The sequence below is a fragment of the Undibacterium sp. RuTC16W genome (genome assembly GCF_049339445.1).
Lineage (GTDB): Bacteria > Pseudomonadota > Gammaproteobacteria > Burkholderiales > Burkholderiaceae_D > Undibacterium.
Genome location: NZ_JBMPPE010000004.1, coordinates 71,710 through 94,749, shown reverse-complemented (window position 1 = coordinate 94,749; position 23,040 = coordinate 71,710). Strand labels below are relative to the sequence as shown.

The following is a 23,040-nucleotide window of genomic DNA, read 5'->3' as shown; positions in this document are numbered from 1 at the left end:
AGTCGCTGAACCAAACAACGAAAGTCTGTCATCATGCCGATTCTATTTATTTTTTCACCGTTTATTATGCTGATGAATCACGCAACCATCATTGTGTTACCACGCCTGATGGCAACCGCCATGGGGATGCAAATGGTGGTGATCAGCCTGATGAGCCTGAGCAGAGCCATCAATATCCCCGCTTACCTGCAATGAAGCCTATATCACGTAACAAACTCATTTTCCTTATCGGCTTGCTCGCACTCCCTGCTGTAATGCTGATCTTGCTTACGCATCTGGACTGGAACCGGGCTAAACCCTGGCTCAACACACGCGTTAGCGAGGCATTGGGGCGCCCATTTTCGATTCATGGCGACTTAAGCTTGACCTGGGACCGGCAGATTGCAGGTCCGGAAGTAGCACAAAACTGGCGCGGAATGATCCCCTGGCCGCACCTGATCGCCAGTGATATCCATATCGGCAATCCGGCAAGCATGAGACATCCCGGCGAGACAACTTCGGTAAGTAATATCGCGGTAATACCGGATGACATGGCGACCATCGGCCAATTTACTTTTTCATTAAATCCGCTGGCATTGCTGGACAAAAAAATTACGATACCGCTGCTGCGTTTCGATGCACCTTCGGTCTCTCTGTTACGCCATGCAGATGGTCGAAATAACTGGACACTGCCGGATAAGGAACAGACCTCCGGCTGGACAATAGATATCGGCCGCGTGATTTTTACCAAGGGTAGCGTACACTTAACTGATGATGTTCAGCATGCAGAGATTGTTGCAGAGATCGACACAATCAATACCGATCCTGGCTACGGTGTAAGCTGGACGCTACACGGCAAGTTTAACGGTGAATCCGTCAAGGGAACAGGCAAAGCCGGTGCAATTCTGTCCTTACAACAGCAAACTACGCCTTATCCACTGGCGGCGACTTTACATGTTGGCACAACGATGATTACCGTGGAAGGAACACTCACCAAACCGACGGAGCTGGCCGCTATCGATATGCGTTTAAAAGTCGCGGCAAGTAGCATGGCACGACTGTACGCACTCAGCGGCATCGTTATGCCAGAGACGCCGCCCTTTACTACCGAGGGACATTTGACGGGCACATTGGGCAAACACAGCCAGCATTGGATCTATGAGGAATTCAAAGGCCAGGTTGGCTCCAGCGATATTGCAGGTTCGCTCGATTTTCAGACCCGATCAGGATCCCCTGGTCGGCCGATGTTGACTGGTACCATCGTCTCGCATCTATTGCAGTTATCGGATCTGGGACCACTGATCGGCGCCGACTCTAATCGCAGCAAAGTAGAACGTGGTGTGATTGCGAATCAAGCTTCCGACAAAATCTTACCCGTCGAAAAATTCAAAACCGATCGCTGGACTAGCGTCGATGCAAAAATTCAGTTCAATGCCGAAAAAATTATTCGCGACAAAGAATTACCGCTCACTCATCTGGCAACGAGTTTGCAACTTCAGGACGGCATATTGACGCTCGCACCACTGAATTTTGACGTCGCCGGTGGCACACTCAATGCGGACATCCGCCTTGACGGCAGTGGCAAAACAGATGCAGCCGCGATTAAAGCGCTCATGACCATCAGTGCCCGCCATCTCAGGATCAAGCAATTATTTCCGAGCCTGGAACCACTACAGGCAAGCGTGGGGGAAATTAATGGCGATGCGTCTTTATCGGCAACAGGTAACTCTGTTGCGAGTTTGCTCGGTGCGTCAAATGGCGAAATCAAGACACTGATCAATCACGGCAGTATCAGCAAACGTCTGCTGGAACAGATGGGCTTAAATATTGGCAATGTCGCCCTCACCTATTTATCCGGAGACAAGCAGGTCAGGCTCAATTGCATGGCGACCGATTTCAGTGTCACCAACGGTCTGATGCAGACGCGTACCTTTGTGATTGACACCGATGATGCGATTCTGGACGTCAACGGTACCATCAACATGACCCAGGAGGAACTGGATCTGACGATCAAGCCGAGTAGTAAAGGCCTGCGTATTTTTTCACTCAGAGCACCACTGTACGTGCATGGCAGTTTTAAAGAGCCTAAGGTCACCATCGACAAAGGCGTACTGGCGCTGAGAGCAGGCGGTGCGCTGGCGCTGGCGGCGGCAGCACCTGTTGCTGCGCTACTGCCGCTGATCAATGTCGACTCTGAAGCCGATAGCGGCTGTACACAATTATTAGCGAATGCGCGTATCAAACCTGTCGCACCTGCACCGGGTAAAATTTACCGGCCAAGAGCAGCCCCTAAATAGCGCATTAGCGAGCGGTGTGACTGTGTATGATTAGGTAGCCAGGAATGATGCCGGATATATATACTCCCCTACTATGTAGGTAGAATAGTGCCGATCCCGCTTTATTTATATAGGCATCAAAAATATACTAACTAGGAGTATCTATTTTTAGAGAATGACTTGAGAATGAAATTTGATGCCAGATTATATCGTTCACTTAAACCAAGAGATGACAAAGCATTGATGGAAAACTCTATGTCGATGCAGTGCGCATGCGATGTGTTACATCCATGCCGATACCGCGATATCCGGTGAACCGGCCACCCGTGTCAAACATTGGCTCCCCGCTCACTTGCAGATATTGGATGCTGCCATCGACATTCGTACGACTATAGACAAAATCCAGAAACGGCCGACGACTGGCGATGTTTGAATTTAACTGTGCGCGTTCTGCTGCGTTCCAGCCTGCCAGTGCTTTGGGACTTTCACCCAGCATATCGTCGGCATCTATCCCCAGCATGTCAAACACGGGGCCAGAGATGCTGGTGAAATTCCCCTGAGGATCCTGCTCCCAATACCAGTCGGACGATAATTCCGTAAAGCTTTTAAACCGCGCTTCACTGGCACGCAACTCAGCGGTGCGCTCCATGACAGTTTGCTCCAGGACTTTGTTGTAGTTCTCGAGTTTGCGGTACAGCAAACGTACTTCCAGCATGTTATGAATACGTGTTTGCACCTCAACCAGATCAAACGGCTTACTGACAAAATCTTTCGCACCTGCCTGTAGCGCCTTGAGTTTATGTCCTGGCTGGGCAGTAATGACCAATACAGGGAGATAACTATCCGTATCTATTTTTTTTAATGCGTCCATCACTTCAAAGCCATCCATCTGCGGCATCTGCAGATCCAGCAGAATCAGATCGTAGCGTTGCTCAGCGTGTTTATCGCACACAGTGAGCGGATCCATCGTCGACGTGATATTGGTATAGCCGCGGCTGATGAGCATCTGCTCTAGCAGCATGACATTGGCTTTCTGGTCGTCGACGATGAGGATACGGGCGTTAAGGATCTCGCTTGCTTGTAACATGAGGGGCTTCCAAAAATCAATGATGTTCTATTTGCTCTTTACTACAGAGACCGGCTGCAATGGCTCTCTTCACAGGATTATGAATTCATTCGTCATCAGTTAAGTCGTCACGAATCAGATCGCAATGAGTCAGATCGCTTACTGGACGGACGATGCTCCGCTGCATAATGCAAGGCGATATCAAGCGAATCCATGAACTCATTGACCTTGATCGGTTTAGTCAGATAACGGAAAAATCCTGCTTTTAAACCATTTTCAATATCGCGTGGTATCGCATTGGCAGACAATGCCATGACGGGAATGTGTGCCGTACCCAGATCCTCATGCAAGATCTTCAGTGCACCATAACCACTTAAACCGGGCAAATTAATATCCATCAAAATCACATCGGGCTGGTAGGTACGTGCCAGTTGTATGCCCAGATGCGCATCGGTTGCCGTTAATAATTTGAGATCCTTACGACGCTCGATCAACTGTTTGATCAAGGCCATGTTGGCAGGATTATCCTCAACATAAAGCAAGGTGCGCTGAACAGGTGCAATATCAGACACAGATGACTCGGGCGTGAGTGCGACATGGCTACCCTCACCCATTTCACCGAACACCAGCTTAGGTGCACTCGATGCAGCCAGTTCAAACCAGAACGTACAGCCGACGCCAACCGTACTATCGACACCGATCGTACCGCCCATCAGCTCAACTAATTGCTTTGTCACCACCAGACCAATGCCGGTACCTTCTTCACCGCCGGATTCTTTCCCGAGACGATTAAACGGTTGAAATAATTGCGCGAGTTGATCAGGTTCCAGACCAATACCGGTATCACGGACGCTGACACGGATTCTGTTTTCGCCATTGAGCTGACACTGGACAATGACCGCACCGTGATCACGATTATATTTAATCGCATTGGACAATAGATTGATCAGCACCTGCTTGACTCTGGTACGGTCTGCATGCACATAAAACATATTCTCAATGCTCGGGAAAGTCATTTGAATATGACGCTTCTGAGCCTGTGTCTCCATCATAGAACGACAATCCTGCAACACATCAGTGAGTAACAATGACTCGTGCGACATGGTGACCTTACCGGATTCAATCATTGCCAGATCCAGGATCTCATTGATCAGCCGAAGCAAATACCAGCCCGCCTGCAAGATCTGATCAATCGATAATTTTTGCGCAGGCGTCGGTGATGGCGTCTCAGATTCCATCAATTGCGCAAAGCCAAGCACCGCATTGAGCGGCGTGCGTAACTCATGGCTCATACTGGAAAGAAATTCGGATTTGGCGAGATTGGCCTTCTCAGCGGCAGCCCTGGCGTTTTCCAGTTCCACATTATTTTCTTGGAGGGTATGTTCAAACTGCTTGCGCTCAGTCACATCGCGAGCCGCGGCAAATACACCTTGCAAGTTGCGATCACGATCATAGAAGGTGGTCGCGTTATACGACACCACGGTCTCCTTTCCGTCTTTGGCATGGGCGGTCAATTCGTAATTAGTTACTTTACCCTCAGCGAGAACACGGGTAATCGCCGCCTGTGCACGCTCAGGATCGGTAAAATAATTTTTAAATGGGACACCAATCAACTCGTCGCGCGTACAGCCAGTCAACGCCTCCATCTGCTGATTGACGTCGCTGATAATACCTTTCAGATCTGTCGCCATCAGTGCATCAATGTTGGACTCAATCAACGACCGGGTATAGAACTGCTGATCCCGCAAACGCTGATCTAACAATGCCTGTTCGGCTTCGACCTTCTTGCGTTCCGTATTGTCTGTACCAATCAACAGATACCCAATCACTTTATCGGCCTCATCACGCAATGCCGTCACCGATACAATCGCCGGAAAACGACTACCGTCCTTACGGATGTATGTCAGCTCGTAAATATCTTCGATACCACGTGATGCCTTAAAGACCAGCGCCTCGAAACCTGGTGAAATAGAAGTGTCTAATGCCGCACTTAAGGCCGCGGCACGGGCAATCACTTCACCCTCATCAGAAATACTCGACGGGGTAATTTTATTCACTACATCAATGGCCTGATAGCCCAGCATATGTTCAGCACCGACATTAAAAATCTGTATTACTCCTTGTGCATCAGTCGCGATGACAGAAAAATTTGCGCTATTAAAAATTGCATTTTGCAAAGCTTCTGCTTTCAACAAAGGCTGACGACTATCTTGTAACGCCTGCTCCATTACAGAACGTCCACGGACGGCACCACGCACGCGTACCGCAAGCAAAAGTAAGAATCCAAATAGTAAGACGACACTGACTAGCATCACCTTAAGTCGTAACAATTCACTGCCTTTCCGCTGAGTCAACAATTTCTGCTCTTCTGCAGTAGCTTCAGTTGTCAGCGTTCGCACATGAGTCGACACCTCTCGTCCCTCATTGAATATCCCCAGTGCCGGAGCGAAACCTTGAGCGTCAAACAAAGTCTGGCTTTGTATCAACATCTGAATACGTTTATCCAGTAACTCTGTTAACTGGGCAATACGGGCTTGCTGAGCGGAATTGTCGATTGTCAGATTACGCAGCTGTGAAATGACCGACGTCAATTGCGTCACAGCGACATCACGTTCAACGAGAAAGTTTTTTTCTTTCGTCAAAAAATACGCCCATTGTCCGTTCTCAACACGGTCGATTTCAGAACCTAACTCGTCGAATTTGGAGACCACCTCACGCGTGTGCTCAACGGACGAATACGACGCAATCGGCAAGGCGATATTCCATGCCATACCACTGATGAGTAAAAGCACCGCGAGCGTCATCCCGATACCAATCAGCATTAAGCGTTCGACCGATAATTTATTGAAAGCGACCATACATCCTGACCTTGATAACAACGTTAAAACTCTACATAAAGCCTTGACACAAGCAATAACAGAGCACTAAACCCGGCTCATACAAGGTGACGGCAACACCGTAACACCAGCCAGGCGCCTCATCTTGAATCTGCATCTTGAATCGGCGTCTTGACTCTACATCGTGATTATTTTTCTTACTCTGCTTCGGTCCATGCCCATAGTCGCGACAGGTCACCGATGCAACCCATCTGGTCCGCTCAACGCTGCTTTACGTCCGATAACAGCCGGGCAAACTCTTTTTTAACGACGCCATAACACTCGCATACTTTGTCTTCCAGACCATCTCTGTCGACTACGGTAATATGGCCGCGGCGATAGCTGATGTAGCCCGCATGCTGCAACTTACCCGCTGCCTCGGTAATTCCCTCACGCCGCACACCCAGCGTATTTGCGATCAGTTCTTGCGTAATGGTAAGTTCATTCGACGGTACACGATCTAATGTGAGCAACAACCAGCGACACAATTGCTGCTCAACCGAATGGTGACGGTTGCATACCGAGGTCTGCGACATCTGCGTAATTAAGGCCTGGGTATAGCGTAGTAACAAGCGCAATACAGGACCAGCGCGATTAAATTCTTCCATCAAGAGCGCTGATTTCAGGCGGTAGGCATGGCCACTGGTCTGAACTACGGCACGGCTAGGGGTTGAGTTACCGCCCATGAACAAAGAGATTCCCAGCACGCCCTCATTACCAACACCGGCAATCTCCGACGAACCACCGTCCTCCAACAGGTAGTGCAGCGAGATAATCGAGGTGGTCGGAAAATACACATGCTGCATCTTGCCGCCAGACTCATAGAGCACGTCGCCCAATAACATCGGAACTAACTCCAGATGGGGCGAGAGACGATCATATTCGGCATCAAGCAGCGCCGCTAACAGATGATTTTGATTGGGATCGTGCGCACTGGGCATAGGAAAATTCTGTTTCCAGTCATGAGAAAAATTGGGGAAGCAAGATGCGGCGGGAGGATGACACAGTTGTAGTGTCGATCAGGCAAGGTAACACATCTCATACATATCTTTTGACTATATTCTCCATACGGCAATAGGGTCTGTGCGCTAGCGTACAGACGAAATAGACTTGCCTGACCAGGCAGAATATATCCCGGCTGAAATTTCCTTTTTTTAGCTCATCCGCCTCAGATCAAACGATCTGAATGTACGCCAGCGAACCTACATCCACCACAACCATATCTACAATCATGCGTCTGAACCAATACAGTCCAAGGTGAGTTGTCATGCAAAAATTAGATGAAATCGCAAAAAAATTATTAGGAAAATCTTACTCGGAACTTGATGAACGCAGTCAAAAAGTAACTCGCCATGTCGCTGAACGCACACATATCGCGATGGATACAACGCAGCAATTTGAGGGCAAAACGACGCGAGGTCAGCGTGCCGCCGATGCGGTAGCAAAGTTTGGCGGATCCTGGACTTTCATTAGTATTTTTGGTGCAGTGATGGTGATCTGGGTGGTCCTGAATTCTTTTATCCTGATCAGATACAAAAGTGGTTTTGATCCCTACCCTTACATCCTGCTCAACCTATTTTTATCCATGCTGGCATCAATTCAGGCACCGATCATTCTGATGTCGCAAAATCGTCATGCCGAAAAAGACCGGCTCGATGCTGAACATGATTATGAAGTCAATCTGAAAGCCGAATTAGAAATCATGCTGTTGCATGAAAAAATCGATTTATTGCGCGACGTTCAATGGAATGAATTACTTGTCATTCAGGAAGAGCAACTGCAAATGATCAAAACTCTGATTGGTAAAAAGACGATGGCGACACCGGAGTAGCTCCCAGATCGAACACGACATCACAACTAGCTTGTGTACGTTGGCGTACAGAACTCCGTTATGAATCCTTGGATACTCAGATTCACGATGTCACTGGAACTAAGTAAGTAATTAAGTAAGTAAGTATTCCACGGATCCTGACCTGATATCGAGATGACTCATCAATTCATTCCAATAAGGAAAACATCATGCTCTATACCATTGCTGTCGTTTTACTCGTCTTGTGGCTACTCGGCTTAGTCACGTCTTACACCATTGGTGGCTTCATCCACATTCTGCTTGTGGTTGCCGTCATCATGATTTTGTTGCGTTTGATCAGTGGCCGCGGAGTATAGATTTTTTAAATTTAAGTCAGCGAATGTGCGCCAACGAACAGAATAGTGATCGTCTGCAACGTAAAGTGAACTCATCGAAACAGATAAATACTTGTCTTGAAATCGGGTTTATACAAATTGCCCTAAGTGTTGTGACTGTTAAAAAACAGCCGCAAGATCTGATACTCAAAGAAAAAATCGACAAGCTATCTGTATCCATATTTAAGAATTACTGCGATACCGCCGCCACTTTGGCAGGATGAATTGCTTCACAAGGAGATGATGATGAACTGGGACGTAATCGAAGGAAATTGGCTGCAATACAAAGGCCATGTCAAAGCGCAATGGGGCAAGCTGACCAATGACCATATCGATGTGATTGCAGGTAAGCGCGATCAGTTGCTTGGCTCAATTCAAGAGTCTTATGGAATAGACCGGGACGAAGCAGAAAAACAGGTCGCTGCTTTTCAGAAATTTTTAAAAGAAAGTCGTTCTACTTAGTATTCAAATTTTTTACCTACATTTTCTACATACGGGTAACTAGTACATCACTTATAAGGCACAAAATGAACATTATTAAGCTCAACAATATTATTGCAACAGTCCTAATCAGCACCGCCACAATTGCGTGCAGCACTTATGCCAGCGCAGCAACAGATGAAGCAAAGGCGACGTATAAGTCGGCTAAGGAATCGGCAGAAGCTGACTATAAAGTAGCACGCGAAAAATGTAATACGCAGGCCGGCAATCCTAAAGATGTCTGCGTAGCAGAAGCGGAGTCCATGCAAAAGCATACAAAAGCCAAAGCAGAAGCCGAGTATAAAAATACGACCAGCGCACGCACCGATGCTCGCAAGGCGATGGCAAACGCCGACTACGATGTCGCTAAAACCAAATGCAATGCCAGCACTGGCAACGTCAAGGATGTCTGCATCAAAGAAGCCAAGGCCGTGATGATTGCTGCGAAAGCAGATGCCAATGCAGACAAAAAAGTGGTTGCCGCACGCACCGATGCCCGCGATGACAAAGTAGAGGCCAACTACAAAGTCGCCATTGAAAAATGTGATGCCTTAGCCGGTGCAACGAAAGATAGTTGTGTCGCTACGGCCAAAACACAATTCGGTAAATAGCAACACTTGTCCTTTCTTGTTTTTCTCTACGCCTGGGCTCATTTAAGTTTGCTTAAGTTTGCTTCTGTGTATCCATGCGTAATGAATACAGGCATCCGCAGTAGCGTTTCAATGCATCACCTCCCTGATGAGTTCATTTTGAATTATCTCAATAAGAACTCAAAACAGAGCAATTCACTCAATTATGAAAGATTATGATCATGAACATTCCACAACGCGTAGCAACCGCTCTCCTCTCTTTTATGTTGATCAGCGTGGTAGGTTGCGCCTCGACACCAAAATCCGAAGGTGCAGGTGAATATGTTGACGATACCGTCATCACCACCAAAGTCAAAGCAGCGATCCTGAACGAACCAATGTTGAAATCCCGTGAAATCAATGTTGAATCATTCAAAGGAATCGTGCAGTTGAGCGGTTTTGTCAGCTCGCAGCCGGATATCGATAAAGCAGTAGAAATCACCCGTAATATCAAAGGCGTCAAATCGGTTAAAAATGATATGCGGATTAAATAACAGCATGCCCTTATCATCTCACTGGGAGATAAGTAAGGACAGCTGGATGCTGACGGATTTACCAACTATTTTTTAGCCGTAGATCACCGGAGCAAAACAAGCGGGCCTTGTGGCAAGAAGGTCGGATGAGACATCAAGTACTGGCTGTCTTATCCGATCAGCTTATACACAATGTCCGCTTCCTATTCGGCGATCAGTTTGGCATTAGACATCGCGCATAATAAAAATAACAGGACAATAAAAATGATCATTCCTGCTCAGGAAGAACCAGAATTACCTCTCTCATCCCGAACGCAGCCAGTATCTGAGAATGTGCCCACAACGCAAACGGCAGACGAATCAGACGCACTAAAGACAACACAGGTAACAGACACGTCTGACATATCTCATGCCTCATTAAGTACCAAAGGGGGAAATATTCATATTCCCGTAAATGCTCGCGGTCTGGCACTTGGTATTCTGGCGACCGTCGCATTTGTATTCGCACTGCAGTCGGCTCAGCATTTTTTTATTCCTCTCATATTCAGTATCCTGATTTCTTACACACTCAACCCCGTGGTAGTCTGGCTTGAGCACATACGGATTCCTCGTATACTTGGTGTTGCTCTGGTCATGATCACGATACTCGGCGCTAGCGGTCTGGTCGCGAACTCTCTACGCGCAGAATTTAATTCTATTCTGGTGCGACTACCTGATGCCGCTCACCAGATATCGCAGGCAATCAGCAAAACGCAGGATGATCAGCCGACTACAATGCAACAGATGCAGGCGGTAGCGACCGAAATAGAAAAAGCGACCAGCCAGGCCGGTAGCGGTGCACGCCCAAGCGCACGTCAGCCCACCACGGTGATTGTGGCGCGTCCGGCTTTTAAGGTGCAGGATTGGTTATTGGCCGGTTCAATGGGGGCAGCAGGTGCCTTGGGTCAGCTGATGATGGTGATTTTTCTGGTATTTTTTCTTTTACTGTCAGGTGATAGTTTTAAACGAAAGCTTGTCAAAATCACTGGCCCCTCTTTATCCTCGAAAAAAATTACTGTCCATATTCTCGATGACATCAACAAGTCGATCCAGAGTTATATGTTCATGCTCCTGGTGACTAATCTGCTACTCGCTTTGCTGCTATGGGTAGTGTTTCGCCTGATTGGATTGGAGAATGCCGGTGCATGGGCAGTCGCGGCGGGCTGTTTGCATATCATTCCGTATTTTGGTCAGATCATCATTACCGTGGCGGTCGGCGCCACCGCGTTCATGCAATTCGGATCGCTGTCGCAAGCCATGCTGGTCGCCGGCTCATCCCTGGTGGTATCAGTACTAGTCGGGACATTTATCACGACCTGGATGACAGGAAAAATTGCCAAAATGAATGCGGCAGCCGTATTCATAGGCTTATTATTCTGGGGCTGGTTATGGGGAATCTGGGGCCTGCTACTCGGCGTACCGATCATTGTCGCGGTGCGTGTCGTATCCGAGCATATTGATGGTTTGCAATCTGTAGCGGAATTATTGAGCGAGTGATGTAAAAGCACCGGACAACAATCGGTCAGACCTAGGCAGGGATTCGTGGATGGAAAATAATCCACGAGATAAAACAATAGATAAAACAGGAAATAATCTGAGAGACAAAATAACATACTCCCCTGTTTTTTTATATTTTAGTGTCTAATCCGCACATCATTAAAGGCATTTCTTATTATACTAGGGTAAGTATCTTCAGAAGTACCTTTAATTACGCCGAGAATCTCCCTCTAAGAATCGCACGCTAAACAAGAGTACATCACATGCCATATCCATCTCATGTTTTAGATACCTTGGAAACGATGTAAGTTTTCACTACACCTGCAATATCAACTCGTGAGTAGCTGGAAAAATACGCCTGCTAGCCTTTATTCGGCGGCTCTATCGCCATACTATTCTGATGATCGCTACTGGCCTCAACCATCTCCGGTGCGACTTCGATCCGGGTAATACCGGAATTGACAGAGATAGGATCGCTCGAGGGAAAAGACATTTCCAGTGCATCGTCGAGTAAGGTTTCTTTGGCTTTGTCTTCTTCGCTCTCCACCTGCTCCGCTAGGGTTGCGATAGCGGCAGCCCATTTAACGAATTTCAACATGCCGAAATCGCGGATCGTCTTGACGTGAAAAGCCTTATTTAATACCTCGGCATCCTTGGCACTGACGCCTTGCAAAGCGCTGACTGGCGCATCGGCAAGTTCGATGAAGTTTAATTTCTCATAGGCTTTATCGACACATTTAATGATGTTCATACGGGACCTCTCTCTTATTTATAGTCGGAGCAACTCTGCTGTTGACTGTGCAGAACCAGAATGCGCGCTGGCGACTTTATGTTCTGTTCGTTGGCGCACGCATGGATGCAATACGGCAAATCAAAAGCAGCGGCGCTGATACAGGTCATTAGCAAATTAAATCCGGCGAACTCTTGAGTAAGCTGAGTGGTAATGCCACAATCAAGAGCCGCCAGCAGTTTATCGCCAACCTCTAAGGACCAGAATCATGACTACACCGCTGAACACCGAGCATTTTTGGATGCCGTTTTCTGCTAATCGCCAGTTCAAGAGCAAGCCGCGCCTGATGGTGGCTGCGGAAGGTATGTATTACACAACGGATGATGGTCGTCAGATTCTGGACGGCACCGCAGGCCTATGGTGCGTCAACGCCGGACATGGTCATGCAAAAATTGTCAGCGCGATCCAGCAACAGGCCGCGCGCATGGATTTTGCGCCGACCTTCCAGATGGGACATCCGTTAGCCTTTGAAGCCGCCAGCAAACTCGTTTCCATCGCACCGGAAGGATTGAACCGCGTGTTCTTCTGCAATGACGGATCTGAGGGCGTCGATACCGCGCTGAAGATCGCCCTGGCATATCACCGGGTGCGCGGAGATGGTATGCGGCATCGCCTGATCGGGCGCGAACGTGGCTATCACGGCGTCGGTTTTGGTGGCATCTCGGTTGGCGGCATTGCAGGTAATCGCAAGCATTTTGGGCCTGCGCTGCCCGCTGTCGATCATCTGCGCCATCCGCTGAATATTGCAAAAAATGCCTACAGCCGCGGCCTGCCTGAGCACGGCGCCGAGATGGCGGATGAACTGGAACAACGACTGCTCGCCCTGCATGACCCCTCCACTGTGGCGGCGGTCATTGTAGAGCCGCTACAGGGATCGACAGGCGTCATTTTGCCACCCAAAGGCTACTTGCAAAAACTTCGTTCTATCTGCGACAAGTACGGCATTTTACTGATTTTTGATGAAGTCATTACTGGATTCGGCCGTCTGGGTACGCCATTTGCTGCCGACTATTTTGGCGTCATACCTGACATGATCGTCTGCGCCAAAGGCCTGACCAACGCCGCAGTACCGATGGGTGCGGTGATCGTAAAACAAGGGATCCATGATGCCTTCATGAGCGCCGCACCGGAAAACAGTATCGAGTTCTTCCACGGCTATACCTATACCGCACACCCACTCGCCTGTTCCGCCGCAATTGCGACGATAGATGTTTACCAGAAAGAAAAATTATTCGACCATGCCGCATCGAACGCCAGTCATTTCGAGCAAGCGGCACACAGTTTGCAAGGCCTGCCCTACGTCAAAGATATCCGCAATCTGGGTCTGGTCTGCGGCATTGAGCTTGAGAGTATTCCCGGCAAAGTCGGTACTAGAGCCTTTGACATATTCCTGAAATGTTTTTGGGAAAAAGGCGTGCTGATCCGGACAACCGGCGACATCATCGCGCTGTCACCGCCACTGATCATCACGCCTGCGCAGATCGACACTTTGTTTGGCGCGATTGCCGATGTATTGAAAGAGCAATAGAAAATACGTTAAATCAAACATGGAATCTACACCCCAATCCGCATATACCATGCGGCTGTCAGCATGATTTCATGCCAGCAGCCGCATTTTTATTAGTGTATGCAAATGAGGATTTCTAAAAACATCCCAATTGAAAAATCCTATCGATAGGACTTACGCAAATACCAAGACCTCTCGTCACAGAGATACAAGATAAGGAGACACAAAGAAAAGGCCCGGATAACCTTTCCATAAAATATTGATTCAAGATTTTTTAGAAGCTCCCAGACTTATTTCACGCCAAGAGAAGGCTTCCACGATAAAAATAGTTTGCCGCTGTCGCCAATTTTCAGTCGCTTACTGTTACGCTGTTCATCCGTTTTATCTTGCCATTTCGACTGATTTTTTCTGTACACTCCCATGACAAAAACCACCCTTTCCTACCGTATTAACGGCCTGGATACTTTGCGTGCAAGTGCGATTTTGCTAGTGCTGATGTATCACTATAGAGTGTTTGTGAGTCATGAAGCGAGTTTTGGAATATTGAGTGAAATAGGCTGGGCCGGCGTAGATTTATTTTTTGTATTGAGTGGCTATCTGATCGGCAATCAGATTTTTTCTGCGATGCAGTCAGATCGTTCATTTTCGTTGACGACGTTTTATATACGGCGCGCCTTAAGGACGCTACCGAATTTTTACGTGATTCTGGCTATTTATTTTTTATTCCCTCTGGCCGCCGGCGGCAATCCGGTAACACCTTTATGGAAATTTTTGAGCTTTACACAGAATTTTAATTTACGTCCCGGTTCGGCGTTTTCCCATGCATGGTCACTCTGCGTTGAAGAACAGTTTTACCTTGTATTGCCAGCGATTGCCCTGCTAGTGCATCGTCTCAGTAAATCAGTGAAAGCTGGCTGGATACTGTTGATTAGCCTGATGTGCGCTGCGGTGTTGTTACGCAGCTGGATGTGGCGTGATGTCGGTAGTGATGGAACCTTATATTACGTGACGATTTATTATTCTAGCCTGTGTCGCTTTGATGAATTGCTACCAGGTGTGGCGCTGGCGATGCTGAAGAACTTCCATCCTGTGACTTGGCAACGCGTACAGTCACATGGCCAAGCCACGTTGCTCAGCGGTCTTGCAATGTGCCTGTTGAGTTTCTATCTTTTTATCAATTACAGCTATGTGGATGGCCAAGGTTTTTTGTGGTTCACTACGGCGTTTGGTTATAGCTTGCTGGCGATCAGTTTTGCCTTGCTAACGATGGCAGCACTGAGTCCGAATTCATGGTTATACCAGTTGCGCATACCGGGTGCGGCACAACTGGCGGTATGGTCGTATGCGCTCTATCTGGCGCATAAACCCTTGATGAATGTGCTGATCTTGCCATTGACTCGTCACGGTGTGCCTGTGACCAGTGTTAGCGGCATTAGCATCATGTTTGTCGCTAGTTTGCTGGGCGGCTACTTGTTATTTAGTTTGATAGAAACACCGTTCATGAAGCTACGCGATCGATTTTTTCCGACTAATTTTGCAAAAGCCACTACGATAGAAAGCACGAATAAACCCAGTTCAACAGTAAGCCCCACAATCACTTCTCACTCGTCAGTTGGCTTACAGGCCGATTAAACGCTAACGACATGATGACAAAACGAAGCTGGCAGAGTGCGCCATGAACCGATACCAGCAAGCGCATTCACCTTACTCATTAAGTCAGACAGCATTACAGCATCTTTGCCAGCAGTGCCCGATCAAACCGTTGATCACAAGGAATCCTGACTATATGACCGGCACCGGCCAATGTAAACGCAGGCGATTTGGTCTGCATCAATCCTCCCGCATCGCTGCCAATTCATTGAATACCAAAGCAAGCAATACAATGGCACCGCCGACCAGTGTCGCCTGAGCAGGCACTTCACCAGCACCAAGCCACGCCCATATTGGCGCCAGCAAGACCTCAAGTAAAGACAGCAAAGCGATCTCCGGTGCACTCAGGCTTGCCGAAGCGCGTACCATCAGCATGCAAGGAAATCCTAATTGGAAAAAACCGAGAACCGCCAGGATAGTAATGTCATGCAAGGATGCCTGAAACGGCAAAGCAAATGGCAACATCATGAGCGCAGAGATAGATCCACCCATGAATACGGCCGGGATCAGATCAACTGTATGTCCGCCTTTTTTCAAGAGAATCACATTGACTGAAGCGGCAATCGGTACACCAAGTCCGATCAGCATGCCGAGCAAACCACGCTGATCAATTTGCGAAATACTGCCTGCAAACATCCAGCATATACCGGCACAGGCAGCAGCAATAGCGAGCCAAGTTCTGCCGGAAATATGCTGACGCAGTACCAGCCATGCCAAAAAAGCGGTAAATAAAGGGGACAGACTTTCCATGATTGACGTATTGGCAACCGTCGTCATGGTAATCGCAATCATGAAGCAGCTATACATCGTCGCCCACATGCAGCCGGATAGCAATCCTATCTTGCCAAGCAATCTCAGGCGGGGAATGAAGGCTTTTTTATATTGCCTGAGCATGGCGACTGCGACAAATAAGGCAGCAAAAAAACTGCGCCAGAAAGTCACTTCAAAATCGCGGGCAACATCAAGATGTCGCGTCAATACACCTGCGATACTCCATAAAGTTGCCGCGCACATCATCAGGATCACCGCACGGCGATGACTCATATTGTTCATCATACTTGTCCAAATAAAAAACCCGTTTGGCTGCTTGCATAGGCAAGAGCGAAACGGGTTGACTCAGTACAACGCGAACAGGCCGCATCGTACTAAAGAGCGATTACAAAAGCAATTACGCTACGTCGCGAGAAGCGCGTTTACGTTCATGTTCTTTCAAGAAACGTTTACGCAAACGAATACTCTTCGGTGTAACTTCAACCAATTCGTCGTCTTCAATGAATTCAACTGCGTATTCCAGACTCATCTGAATTGGTGGTACCAGGCGTACCGCTTCATCCGTACCAGAGGAGCGCACGTTGGTTAATTGCTTACCTTTGATCGGATTCACAACCAGATCGTTATCACGTGAGTGGATACCGATGATCATGCCTTCATAGACTGGGTCGTTATGCACGACGAACATACGGCCGCGGTCTTGCAATTTCCAGATAGCGTAAGCAACAGCAGCACCATCATCTTGAGAAATCAACACACCGTTACGACGGCCAGCCATTTCACCTTTAGTATTATCGACCGGTGCGTATTCATCAAACACGTGACTCATCAAGCCAGTACCGCGTGTCAATGTCATGAATTCGCCCTGGAAGCCGATCAAGCCACGTGCTGGAATACGGTATTCCAAACGCACACGACCTTTGCCGTCCGGTTCCATGTTTTGCAAATCACCGCGACGACGACCAAGTTCTTCCATCACGCCGCCTTGATTATTTTCTTCGACGTCAACGGTTAAGTTTTCGTATGGCTCATGACGTACGCCATCCACCATTTTGAACACAACACGTGGACGGGAAACCGCCAGCTCGAAACCTTCGCGACGCATATTTTCGATCAAAATCGTCAAATGCAATTCGCCGCGACCGGAAACTTCGTACGTCGAATCATCGTTCTCAGCCTGCACAACACGCAAAGCCATATTCGATTTCAATTCGCGATCTAAACGATCACGGATCTGACGTGTAGTCACGAATTTACCTTCACGACCAGCTAATGGTGAGTTATTCACCATGAAGTTCATCGTCAATGTCGGCTCATCGATCTTCAACATTGGCAAGCCTTCCGGTGTATCCGGTGCGCAAATGGTCGAGCCGATGCTAATTTCTTCAATACCATTAATCAGTACGATATCGCCAGCCAGTGCTTCGTCAACCTGAACGCGGTCCAAGCCTTTAAACGTCAGCACCTGGTTGATACGAGCTTTGGTTGGCTTGTCATCGGGGCCATTCATCCATACGACATCTTGCAGCGCCTTAACGCGACCACGCAGGATACGACCAACACCAATCTTACCGACGTAAGAAGAGTATTCCAGTGACGTGATTTGCAATTGCAATGGGCCATTAGGATCATCTTCACGCGCAGGAACGTGCTTCAGGATCGCGTCAAACAGTGGCTCCATATTGCCATCGCGTACTGTATCTTCCAAACCAGCGTAGCCTTTGAAACCAGAAGCGTAAACGATAGGGAAGTCTAATTGCTCATCAGTCGCGCCGAGTTTGTCGAACAATTCAAATGTCGCGTTAACGGCTTTTTGCGGATCTGCGTTTTCACGGTCAATCTTATTCACAACGACAATAGGCTTCAAACCTAAAGCCAAAGCTTTACGCGTTACAAAACGCGTTTGTGGCATCGGACCTTCTTGCGCGTCAACCAGCAACAACACACTGTCAACCATGGACAATACACGCTCTACTTCACCACCGAAATCCGCATGGCCTGGGGTATCAACGATGTTGATGTGCGTACCTTTGTATTCAACGGCGCAGTTCTTGGACAGGATCGTGATACCACGTTCTTTTTCAATGTCATTGGAGTCCATGACGCGATTATCAACTTGCTGGTTGTCGCGGAAAGTACCGGATTGACGCAGCAATTGATCAACCAGTGTAGTTTTGCCGTGATCGACGTGAGCGATAATGGCGATGTTGCGGATAGCGCGTTTTGTATTTGACATGATAGCGAAAAAGAATAGGGAAATTCGGGTAACCCAAGATTATAGCATGCTGTACTGCACAACATTCCAATATTACGCAAAACTCCCATTATTTCAAGGAGTTACTACGCGTTGATGACAATTTCATGCAATTTTCCGAGCTAAATTGCAAGTTTGAAAGACTTCTACAAATTAAACGCCAGAACTGGTGGAAATCAGTCGTTCCGGCGCGAGTATCGCGTACTCCTGCAATTGTGCTGAGCCCAAGAGTTGCTGGTCGGCCTGACGATATACACGGACACGACCAATGTCGGCAGGCACTACGATGTCTTCTTTACCCAGAGCCAGTCGCTGACCTTGCAAGAATCTTTTCGCAAGTTCATCGCTTAATTCGATTTTAGGAAAACTCGACAATAATGCATCGACGGGCGCCAGCAAAGAAAAGCGTAATGCCTCGTCCATCTCCGCCAGTGCATCAAGCGTAATCGATTTCTCCAGTACCAGATGACCAACATGCGTGCGACGCAGGGCTTGCAAGTGGGCGCCGCAGCCAAGCGCTTTACCAATGTCCTCCCCCAACACACGAATATAGGTTCCCTTGCTACAGCGAACATTCAAGGTCAGGAACGGGGCTTCGTAGCTAACCAGCTCCAGCAAATGAATACTTACGGCTCTTGCCTCGCGTTCAAGTGTGATCCCGGCACGCGCATATTCATACAAAGGTTTGCCGTCACGCTTAAGTGCAGAATACATCGGCGGTACTTGTTGAATATCACCACGAAATTGCTCCAGCACATGAAGGATCTGCGGCTCACTGACTGAGACGGGAGAAGTCTCAGTTACCTCGCCCTCAGTGTCACCCGTTGTCGTGCTAATACCAAGATGGACAATAGTCTGATAAGTTTTATCCGCTTCCAGCAAGTCTTGCGAAAACTTAGTCGCCTCACCAAAACACAAAGGTAATAAGCCGGTAGCGAAAGGATCCAGAGTTCCAGTGTGTCCCGCCTTTTGTGCATTGAATAAGCGCTTGGCTTTAATCAGAGCATCATTACTCGACAAACCCACAGGCTTATCCAGCAGCAAAACGCCATGTACAGGAACGCGAATACGCTTCTTAACGGGATTATTCATAGACAGTATCAGGAGGGGGCTTCAGCAGAACCCGTTATGTGAAAGAGTTCTGACTTTACAGACAGGCAGAGCGTTATTCTTCGCCGTCGTCTTTAGCACGCGTCGCGTTAGCTTCGTCGATTAATTTAGACATGGCGATACCACGCATGGTCGACGTATCGTGCACAAAGTGTAATTGTGGCAGCGTGTGGATATGCAAACGCAAACCTAATTGATTGCGTAAGAATCCAGCCGCTTTTGACAGACCATCAAGCGTATTTTTGACTGCGGCGGGATCATCTGCCAATGTCGTGAAAAACACTTTGGCGTGCGCATAATCCGGCGTCAATTGAATCTCCGTCAGCGTGATCATGCCAACGCGCGGATCCTTTAATTCTGACCAGATGATTTCCGCCAGATCACGCTGAATCTGGTCTGCAACCCGCAGCCCGCGTCCGGGAATATTTTTACTATGTTTTGCCATAAAACCTAAATGCGCAAGGTGGGCATTTGGTCTGCGAATCACCAGCTAAACGCTCTGGCTCTACACAAACATCAATGCCCACCCCGCCTTATTACTTCAATCGTTACTTCAATAAATACTTGTTTCCGGCATCAATTACAAAGTACGTGCGATTTCCTGGATTTCGAAGATTTCCAATTGATCGCCGACCTGAATTTCATTGTAATTCTTCAATGAAAGACCGCACTCCATACCTGCACGAACTTCTTTCGCATCATCTTTGTAGCGCTTCAGAGAATCCAGCTCACCCGTCCAGGTCACCACGTTATTACGCAACAGACGTACGGAAGAAGTACGCTTGATGACGCCATCGATTACCAGACAACCTGCGATCGCGCCAACTTTGCTGACCAGGAATACTTGCTTAACTTCAACCATACCAATGATAGTTTCACGTTTTTCTGGTGCCAACATGCCTGACAATGCCGCTTTAACTTCATCAACTGCATCGTAAATGATGTTGTAGTAGCGAATGTCCACGCCATTAGACTCTGCCAGCTTACGCGCTGACGCATCAGCACGTGTATTAAAGCCAATGATGACTGCTTTGGAAGCCACGGCAAGATTGACGTCATTCTCGGAAATACCACCCACTGCCGCGTGCACAACTTGTACCCGGACTTCGTTGGTCGACAATTTCTGCAAAGATTGAACCAAAGCTTCTTGCGAACCCTGAACGTCGGTCTTGACAATGATAGGCAAGTTTTTAACTTCGCCTTCACCCATGTTTTCAAACATGTTTTCCAGTTTAGCGGCTTGCTGTTTGGCCAGTTTGACGTCACGGAATTTACCTTGACGGAACAATGCGATTTCACGCGCTTTGCGCTCGTCAGTCATGACCATGACCTCTTCACCCGCAGACGGTACTTCTGTCAAACCTTGAATCTCTACCGGAATAGACGGACCGGCTTCAGTGATACTCTTACCATTTTCATCCAACATCGCACGAACGCGACCGTAGGAAGAACCTGCCAGTACCACGTCACCACGCTTCAATGTACCGGACTGAACCAGAATTGTTGCAACAGTACCGCGGCCTTTATCAAGACGGGACTCAACAACCAGACCTTTAGCTGGCGCGTCAACTGGCGCTTTCAGCTCCAAGACTTCCGCCTGCAGCAATACCTGCTCCAGTAAAGCATCAATGCCTTGGCCTGTTTTTGCAGACACAGGAACGAATGGTGCATCACCACCGTACTCTTCAGGAACAACACTTTCAGCAATCAATTCTTGCGTTACGCGATCCGTATTTGCACCTGGCTTATCAACTTTATTAATTGCAACGACCAGCGGTACGCCTGCAGCTTTCGCATGTGCAATCGCCTCTTTCGTTTGCGGCATCACACCGTCGTCCGCAGCGACAACCAGAATAACAATATCCGTGGCCTTAGCACCACGAGCACGCATTGCCGTAAAGGCTTCGTGACCTGGCGTATCAAGGAAAGTGATCATGCCGCGTGGCGTTTCAACGTGATACGCACCGATATGCTGCGTAATACCACCAGCTTCACCAGAAGCCACTTTAGCGCGACGGATGTAATCAAGCAAAGAGGTCTTACCGTGATCAACGTGACCCATAACCGTCACAACAGGTGCGCGCGGAGTAGATTCATAGTCAGCATGCTCGGCCGTATCCGTCAGCATTGCCTCGGGATCATCAAGTTTCGCGGCGAATGCTTTATGGCCCATTTCTTCAACCAGAATCATTGCTGTTTCCTGATCGAGAACCTGGTTGATCGTACACATCTGACCCAACTTCATCAGATGCTTAATCACTTCAGATGCCTTAACCGACATCTTGTGCGCGAGTTCAGCAACTGTCAGTGTCTCGGGCACAAAAACATCCTTAACGATGGCCTCAACAGGAGCCTGGAAATTAGTTTCACGATCATCGCTCTGATGTGAGCGACGGCCTTTAGGACCACCCTTCCAGCCATCACGCCCACCGGAAGTATCGCCACGGGTTTTGATGCCAGTGCCACGCTTTTTAGCGTCTTCTTGCCATGTCGAAGAAACATTCGCGGACTTGATCGATTTTTTATCGGCCACAACTGCTGGCTTTTTCTCATCTTTCTTATCTGTCGCTGGTTTTTTCTCACCGACTTTTTTATCTACAGGCTTGTGCAAAGTGCCTTCGGCAACTTTAGGTGCAACAACCGGTTCAGGCGCCTTCACAGGTCGACGGGCAGCACTCATCATTTCTTTGATTTGCGCAACTTCGTCCGCCACTTTCTTTCTGGCGATCTCTGTTACCGCTGCTCGCTCTGCCGCTTCTTTCGCATCAGCGACCGCTTTCTTTTTGCTATCGTCGGCGATAACACGCTTTTTGTCTTCTTCAGGCGTTGAAGGAGCGACGACCGCTGCTTCAGGCGTAGCTTTTGCAACGACCTTGCTAGCCTGCTCTGCCTTTAGCTTTTCAGCTTCGGCTTTAGCAGCGGCTTCTGCTGCCAGTTCAGCCTCACGTAATGCTTGAGCCTGAGCTTCTTTTTCTGCTTCCAGCTTGGCCAGATGTTCTTGCTTCTTGATCAGTTCAGCTTCTTGCTGAGCAATCATTTCCGCCTCTTTGCGAGCCTCTTCTTCATGACGTGCGATCTCGACAGGATCAACCACAATAGATGCGGCTGCACGAACCGGCTCTTCAGAGGCAGTTTCATCACGTTTAACAAAAGTACGTTTTTTACGAACTTCGACCTGAATCGTACGCGACTTGCCCGTGGCATCTGCCTGCTTGATTTCAGTTGTTTCTTTACGTGTCAGAGTGATTTTTTTCTTATCTGCGTCCGCAGCTACACCGTGAGAGCGACGCAGATGTTCCAGCAATCGGTCTTTATCTTCTTTTGACAGCGCATCGGACGTCGAGCTTTTACTGACGCCTGCGGCACGCAATTGCGTGAGCAGCAAATCCGCTGACATCTTCAGCTCGGTGGCAAATTGGGCTACATTGTTACTCGCCATTCAGTCCTCTTTTTCTATGT

General features: G+C 48.2%; 19 protein-coding genes. 10 read left to right on the top strand and 9 right to left on the bottom strand.

Annotated elements, in window-relative coordinates:
- Window positions 1-33 precede the first annotated feature (33 nt).
- Together ACO0K4_RS09375 and ACO0K4_RS09370 are read left to right on the top strand one after the other, a co-directional pair.
- Complete coding sequence (locus ACO0K4_RS09375) at window positions 34-195, top strand: hypothetical protein (RefSeq protein ID WP_422956362.1); 162 nt, start codon at window positions 34-36, stop codon at window positions 193-195.
- Entirely contained in the window at window positions 192-2,276 is a 2,085-nt protein-coding gene (locus ACO0K4_RS09370) for an AsmA family protein (RefSeq protein ID WP_422956361.1), read from the top strand. The genes ACO0K4_RS09375 and ACO0K4_RS09370 overlap by 4 nt, the downstream gene beginning before the upstream one ends.
- Before the next feature lie 232 nt (window positions 2,277-2,508).
- Here ACO0K4_RS09370 and ACO0K4_RS09365 read toward each other — a convergent pair whose 3' ends face one another.
- The 3 genes from ACO0K4_RS09365 to ACO0K4_RS09355 all read right to left on the bottom strand — a co-directional run bounded on the left by ACO0K4_RS09365 (window position 2,509) and on the right by ACO0K4_RS09355 (window position 7,138).
- Window positions 2,509-3,342 carry a response regulator gene (locus tag ACO0K4_RS09365; RefSeq protein WP_422956360.1) on the bottom strand — a complete coding sequence of 278 codons (834 nt, stop codon included), beginning with the start codon at window positions 3,340-3,342 and terminating at the stop codon, window positions 2,509-2,511.
- A 107-nt stretch (window positions 3,343-3,449) separates the two neighbouring features.
- Entirely contained in the window at window positions 3,450-6,179 is a 2,730-nt protein-coding gene (locus tag ACO0K4_RS09360; protein WP_422956359.1) for a PAS domain S-box protein, read from the bottom strand.
- Window positions 6,180-6,418: 239 nt separating this feature from the next.
- Window positions 6,419-7,138 (bottom strand): Crp/Fnr family transcriptional regulator, encoded by a 720-nt coding sequence (locus tag ACO0K4_RS09355; protein ID WP_422956358.1) that lies wholly within the window; start codon window positions 7,136-7,138, stop codon window positions 6,419-6,421.
- 326 nt (window positions 7,139-7,464) lie between these two features.
- Here ACO0K4_RS09355 and ACO0K4_RS09350 point away from each other — a divergent pair, with 326 nt between their 5' ends.
- From ACO0K4_RS09350 to ACO0K4_RS09325, 6 genes are all read left to right on the top strand, one after another.
- Window positions 7,465-8,028: a DUF1003 domain-containing protein gene (locus ACO0K4_RS09350; RefSeq protein ID WP_422956357.1), complete on the top strand. Its 564-nt coding sequence runs from the start codon at window positions 7,465-7,467 to the stop codon at window positions 8,026-8,028.
- Window positions 8,029-8,216: 188 nt separating this feature from the next.
- On the top strand, window positions 8,217-8,363 hold the full coding sequence (locus ACO0K4_RS09345) for a lmo0937 family membrane protein (protein ID WP_262836753.1): 147 nt from the start codon (window positions 8,217-8,219) through the stop codon (window positions 8,361-8,363).
- A gap of 264 nt (window positions 8,364-8,627) precedes the next feature.
- Window positions 8,628-8,843 (top strand): CsbD family protein, encoded by a 216-nt coding sequence (locus tag ACO0K4_RS09340; protein WP_422956356.1) that lies wholly within the window; start codon window positions 8,628-8,630, stop codon window positions 8,841-8,843.
- A 65-nt stretch (window positions 8,844-8,908) separates the two neighbouring features.
- Entirely contained in the window at window positions 8,909-9,472 is a 564-nt protein-coding gene (locus ACO0K4_RS09335) for a hypothetical protein (protein ID WP_422956355.1), read from the top strand.
- Between the two features lie 200 nt (window positions 9,473-9,672).
- The gene (locus tag ACO0K4_RS09330; protein ID WP_422956354.1) at window positions 9,673-9,984 is read left to right on the top strand and encodes a BON domain-containing protein; all 312 of its coding nucleotides are present in this window, start codon (window positions 9,673-9,675) and stop codon (window positions 9,982-9,984) included.
- A 243-nt stretch (window positions 9,985-10,227) separates the two neighbouring features.
- Window positions 10,228-11,499 (top strand): AI-2E family transporter, encoded by a 1,272-nt coding sequence (locus ACO0K4_RS09325; protein WP_422956353.1) that lies wholly within the window; start codon window positions 10,228-10,230, stop codon window positions 11,497-11,499.
- A gap of 361 nt (window positions 11,500-11,860) precedes the next feature.
- Here ACO0K4_RS09325 and ACO0K4_RS09320 read toward each other — a convergent pair whose 3' ends face one another.
- On the bottom strand, window positions 11,861-12,250 hold the full coding sequence (locus tag ACO0K4_RS09320) for a hypothetical protein (protein WP_422956352.1): 390 nt from the start codon (window positions 12,248-12,250) through the stop codon (window positions 11,861-11,863).
- Between the two features lie 247 nt (window positions 12,251-12,497).
- On the opposite strand from ACO0K4_RS09320, the gene ACO0K4_RS09315 reads away from it, so the two are divergent.
- Both ACO0K4_RS09315 and ACO0K4_RS09310 read left to right on the top strand, forming a co-directional pair.
- Window positions 12,498-13,817: an aspartate aminotransferase family protein gene (locus ACO0K4_RS09315; RefSeq protein ID WP_422956351.1), complete on the top strand. Its 1,320-nt coding sequence runs from the start codon at window positions 12,498-12,500 to the stop codon at window positions 13,815-13,817.
- A gap of 399 nt (window positions 13,818-14,216) precedes the next feature.
- Window positions 14,217-15,428 (top strand): acyltransferase family protein, encoded by a 1,212-nt coding sequence (locus ACO0K4_RS09310; protein ID WP_422956350.1) that lies wholly within the window; start codon window positions 14,217-14,219, stop codon window positions 15,426-15,428.
- A 198-nt stretch (window positions 15,429-15,626) separates the two neighbouring features.
- Here the strand turns inward: ACO0K4_RS09310 and ACO0K4_RS09305 are convergent, their stop codons facing one another.
- From ACO0K4_RS09305 to infB, 5 genes are all read right to left on the bottom strand, one after another.
- A complete protein-coding gene (locus ACO0K4_RS09305) occupies window positions 15,627-16,502 on the bottom strand; it encodes a DMT family transporter (protein ID WP_422956349.1) in 876 nt (291 codons plus the stop codon).
- 112 nt (window positions 16,503-16,614) lie between these two features.
- A complete protein-coding gene (gene typA / locus ACO0K4_RS09300) occupies window positions 16,615-18,453 on the bottom strand; it encodes a translational GTPase TypA (protein ID WP_422956348.1) in 1,839 nt (612 codons plus the stop codon).
- Window positions 18,454-18,624: 171 nt separating this feature from the next.
- Complete coding sequence (gene truB, locus ACO0K4_RS09295) at window positions 18,625-19,563, bottom strand: tRNA pseudouridine(55) synthase TruB (RefSeq protein WP_422956347.1); 939 nt, start codon at window positions 19,561-19,563, stop codon at window positions 18,625-18,627.
- 73 nt (window positions 19,564-19,636) lie between these two features.
- Complete coding sequence (gene rbfA / locus ACO0K4_RS09290) at window positions 19,637-20,026, bottom strand: 30S ribosome-binding factor RbfA (protein ID WP_422956346.1); 390 nt, start codon at window positions 20,024-20,026, stop codon at window positions 19,637-19,639.
- Between the two features lie 135 nt (window positions 20,027-20,161).
- On the bottom strand, window positions 20,162-23,020 hold the full coding sequence (gene infB, locus ACO0K4_RS09285) for a translation initiation factor IF-2 (protein WP_422956345.1): 2,859 nt from the start codon (window positions 23,018-23,020) through the stop codon (window positions 20,162-20,164).
- Window positions 23,021-23,040 lie beyond the last annotated feature (20 nt).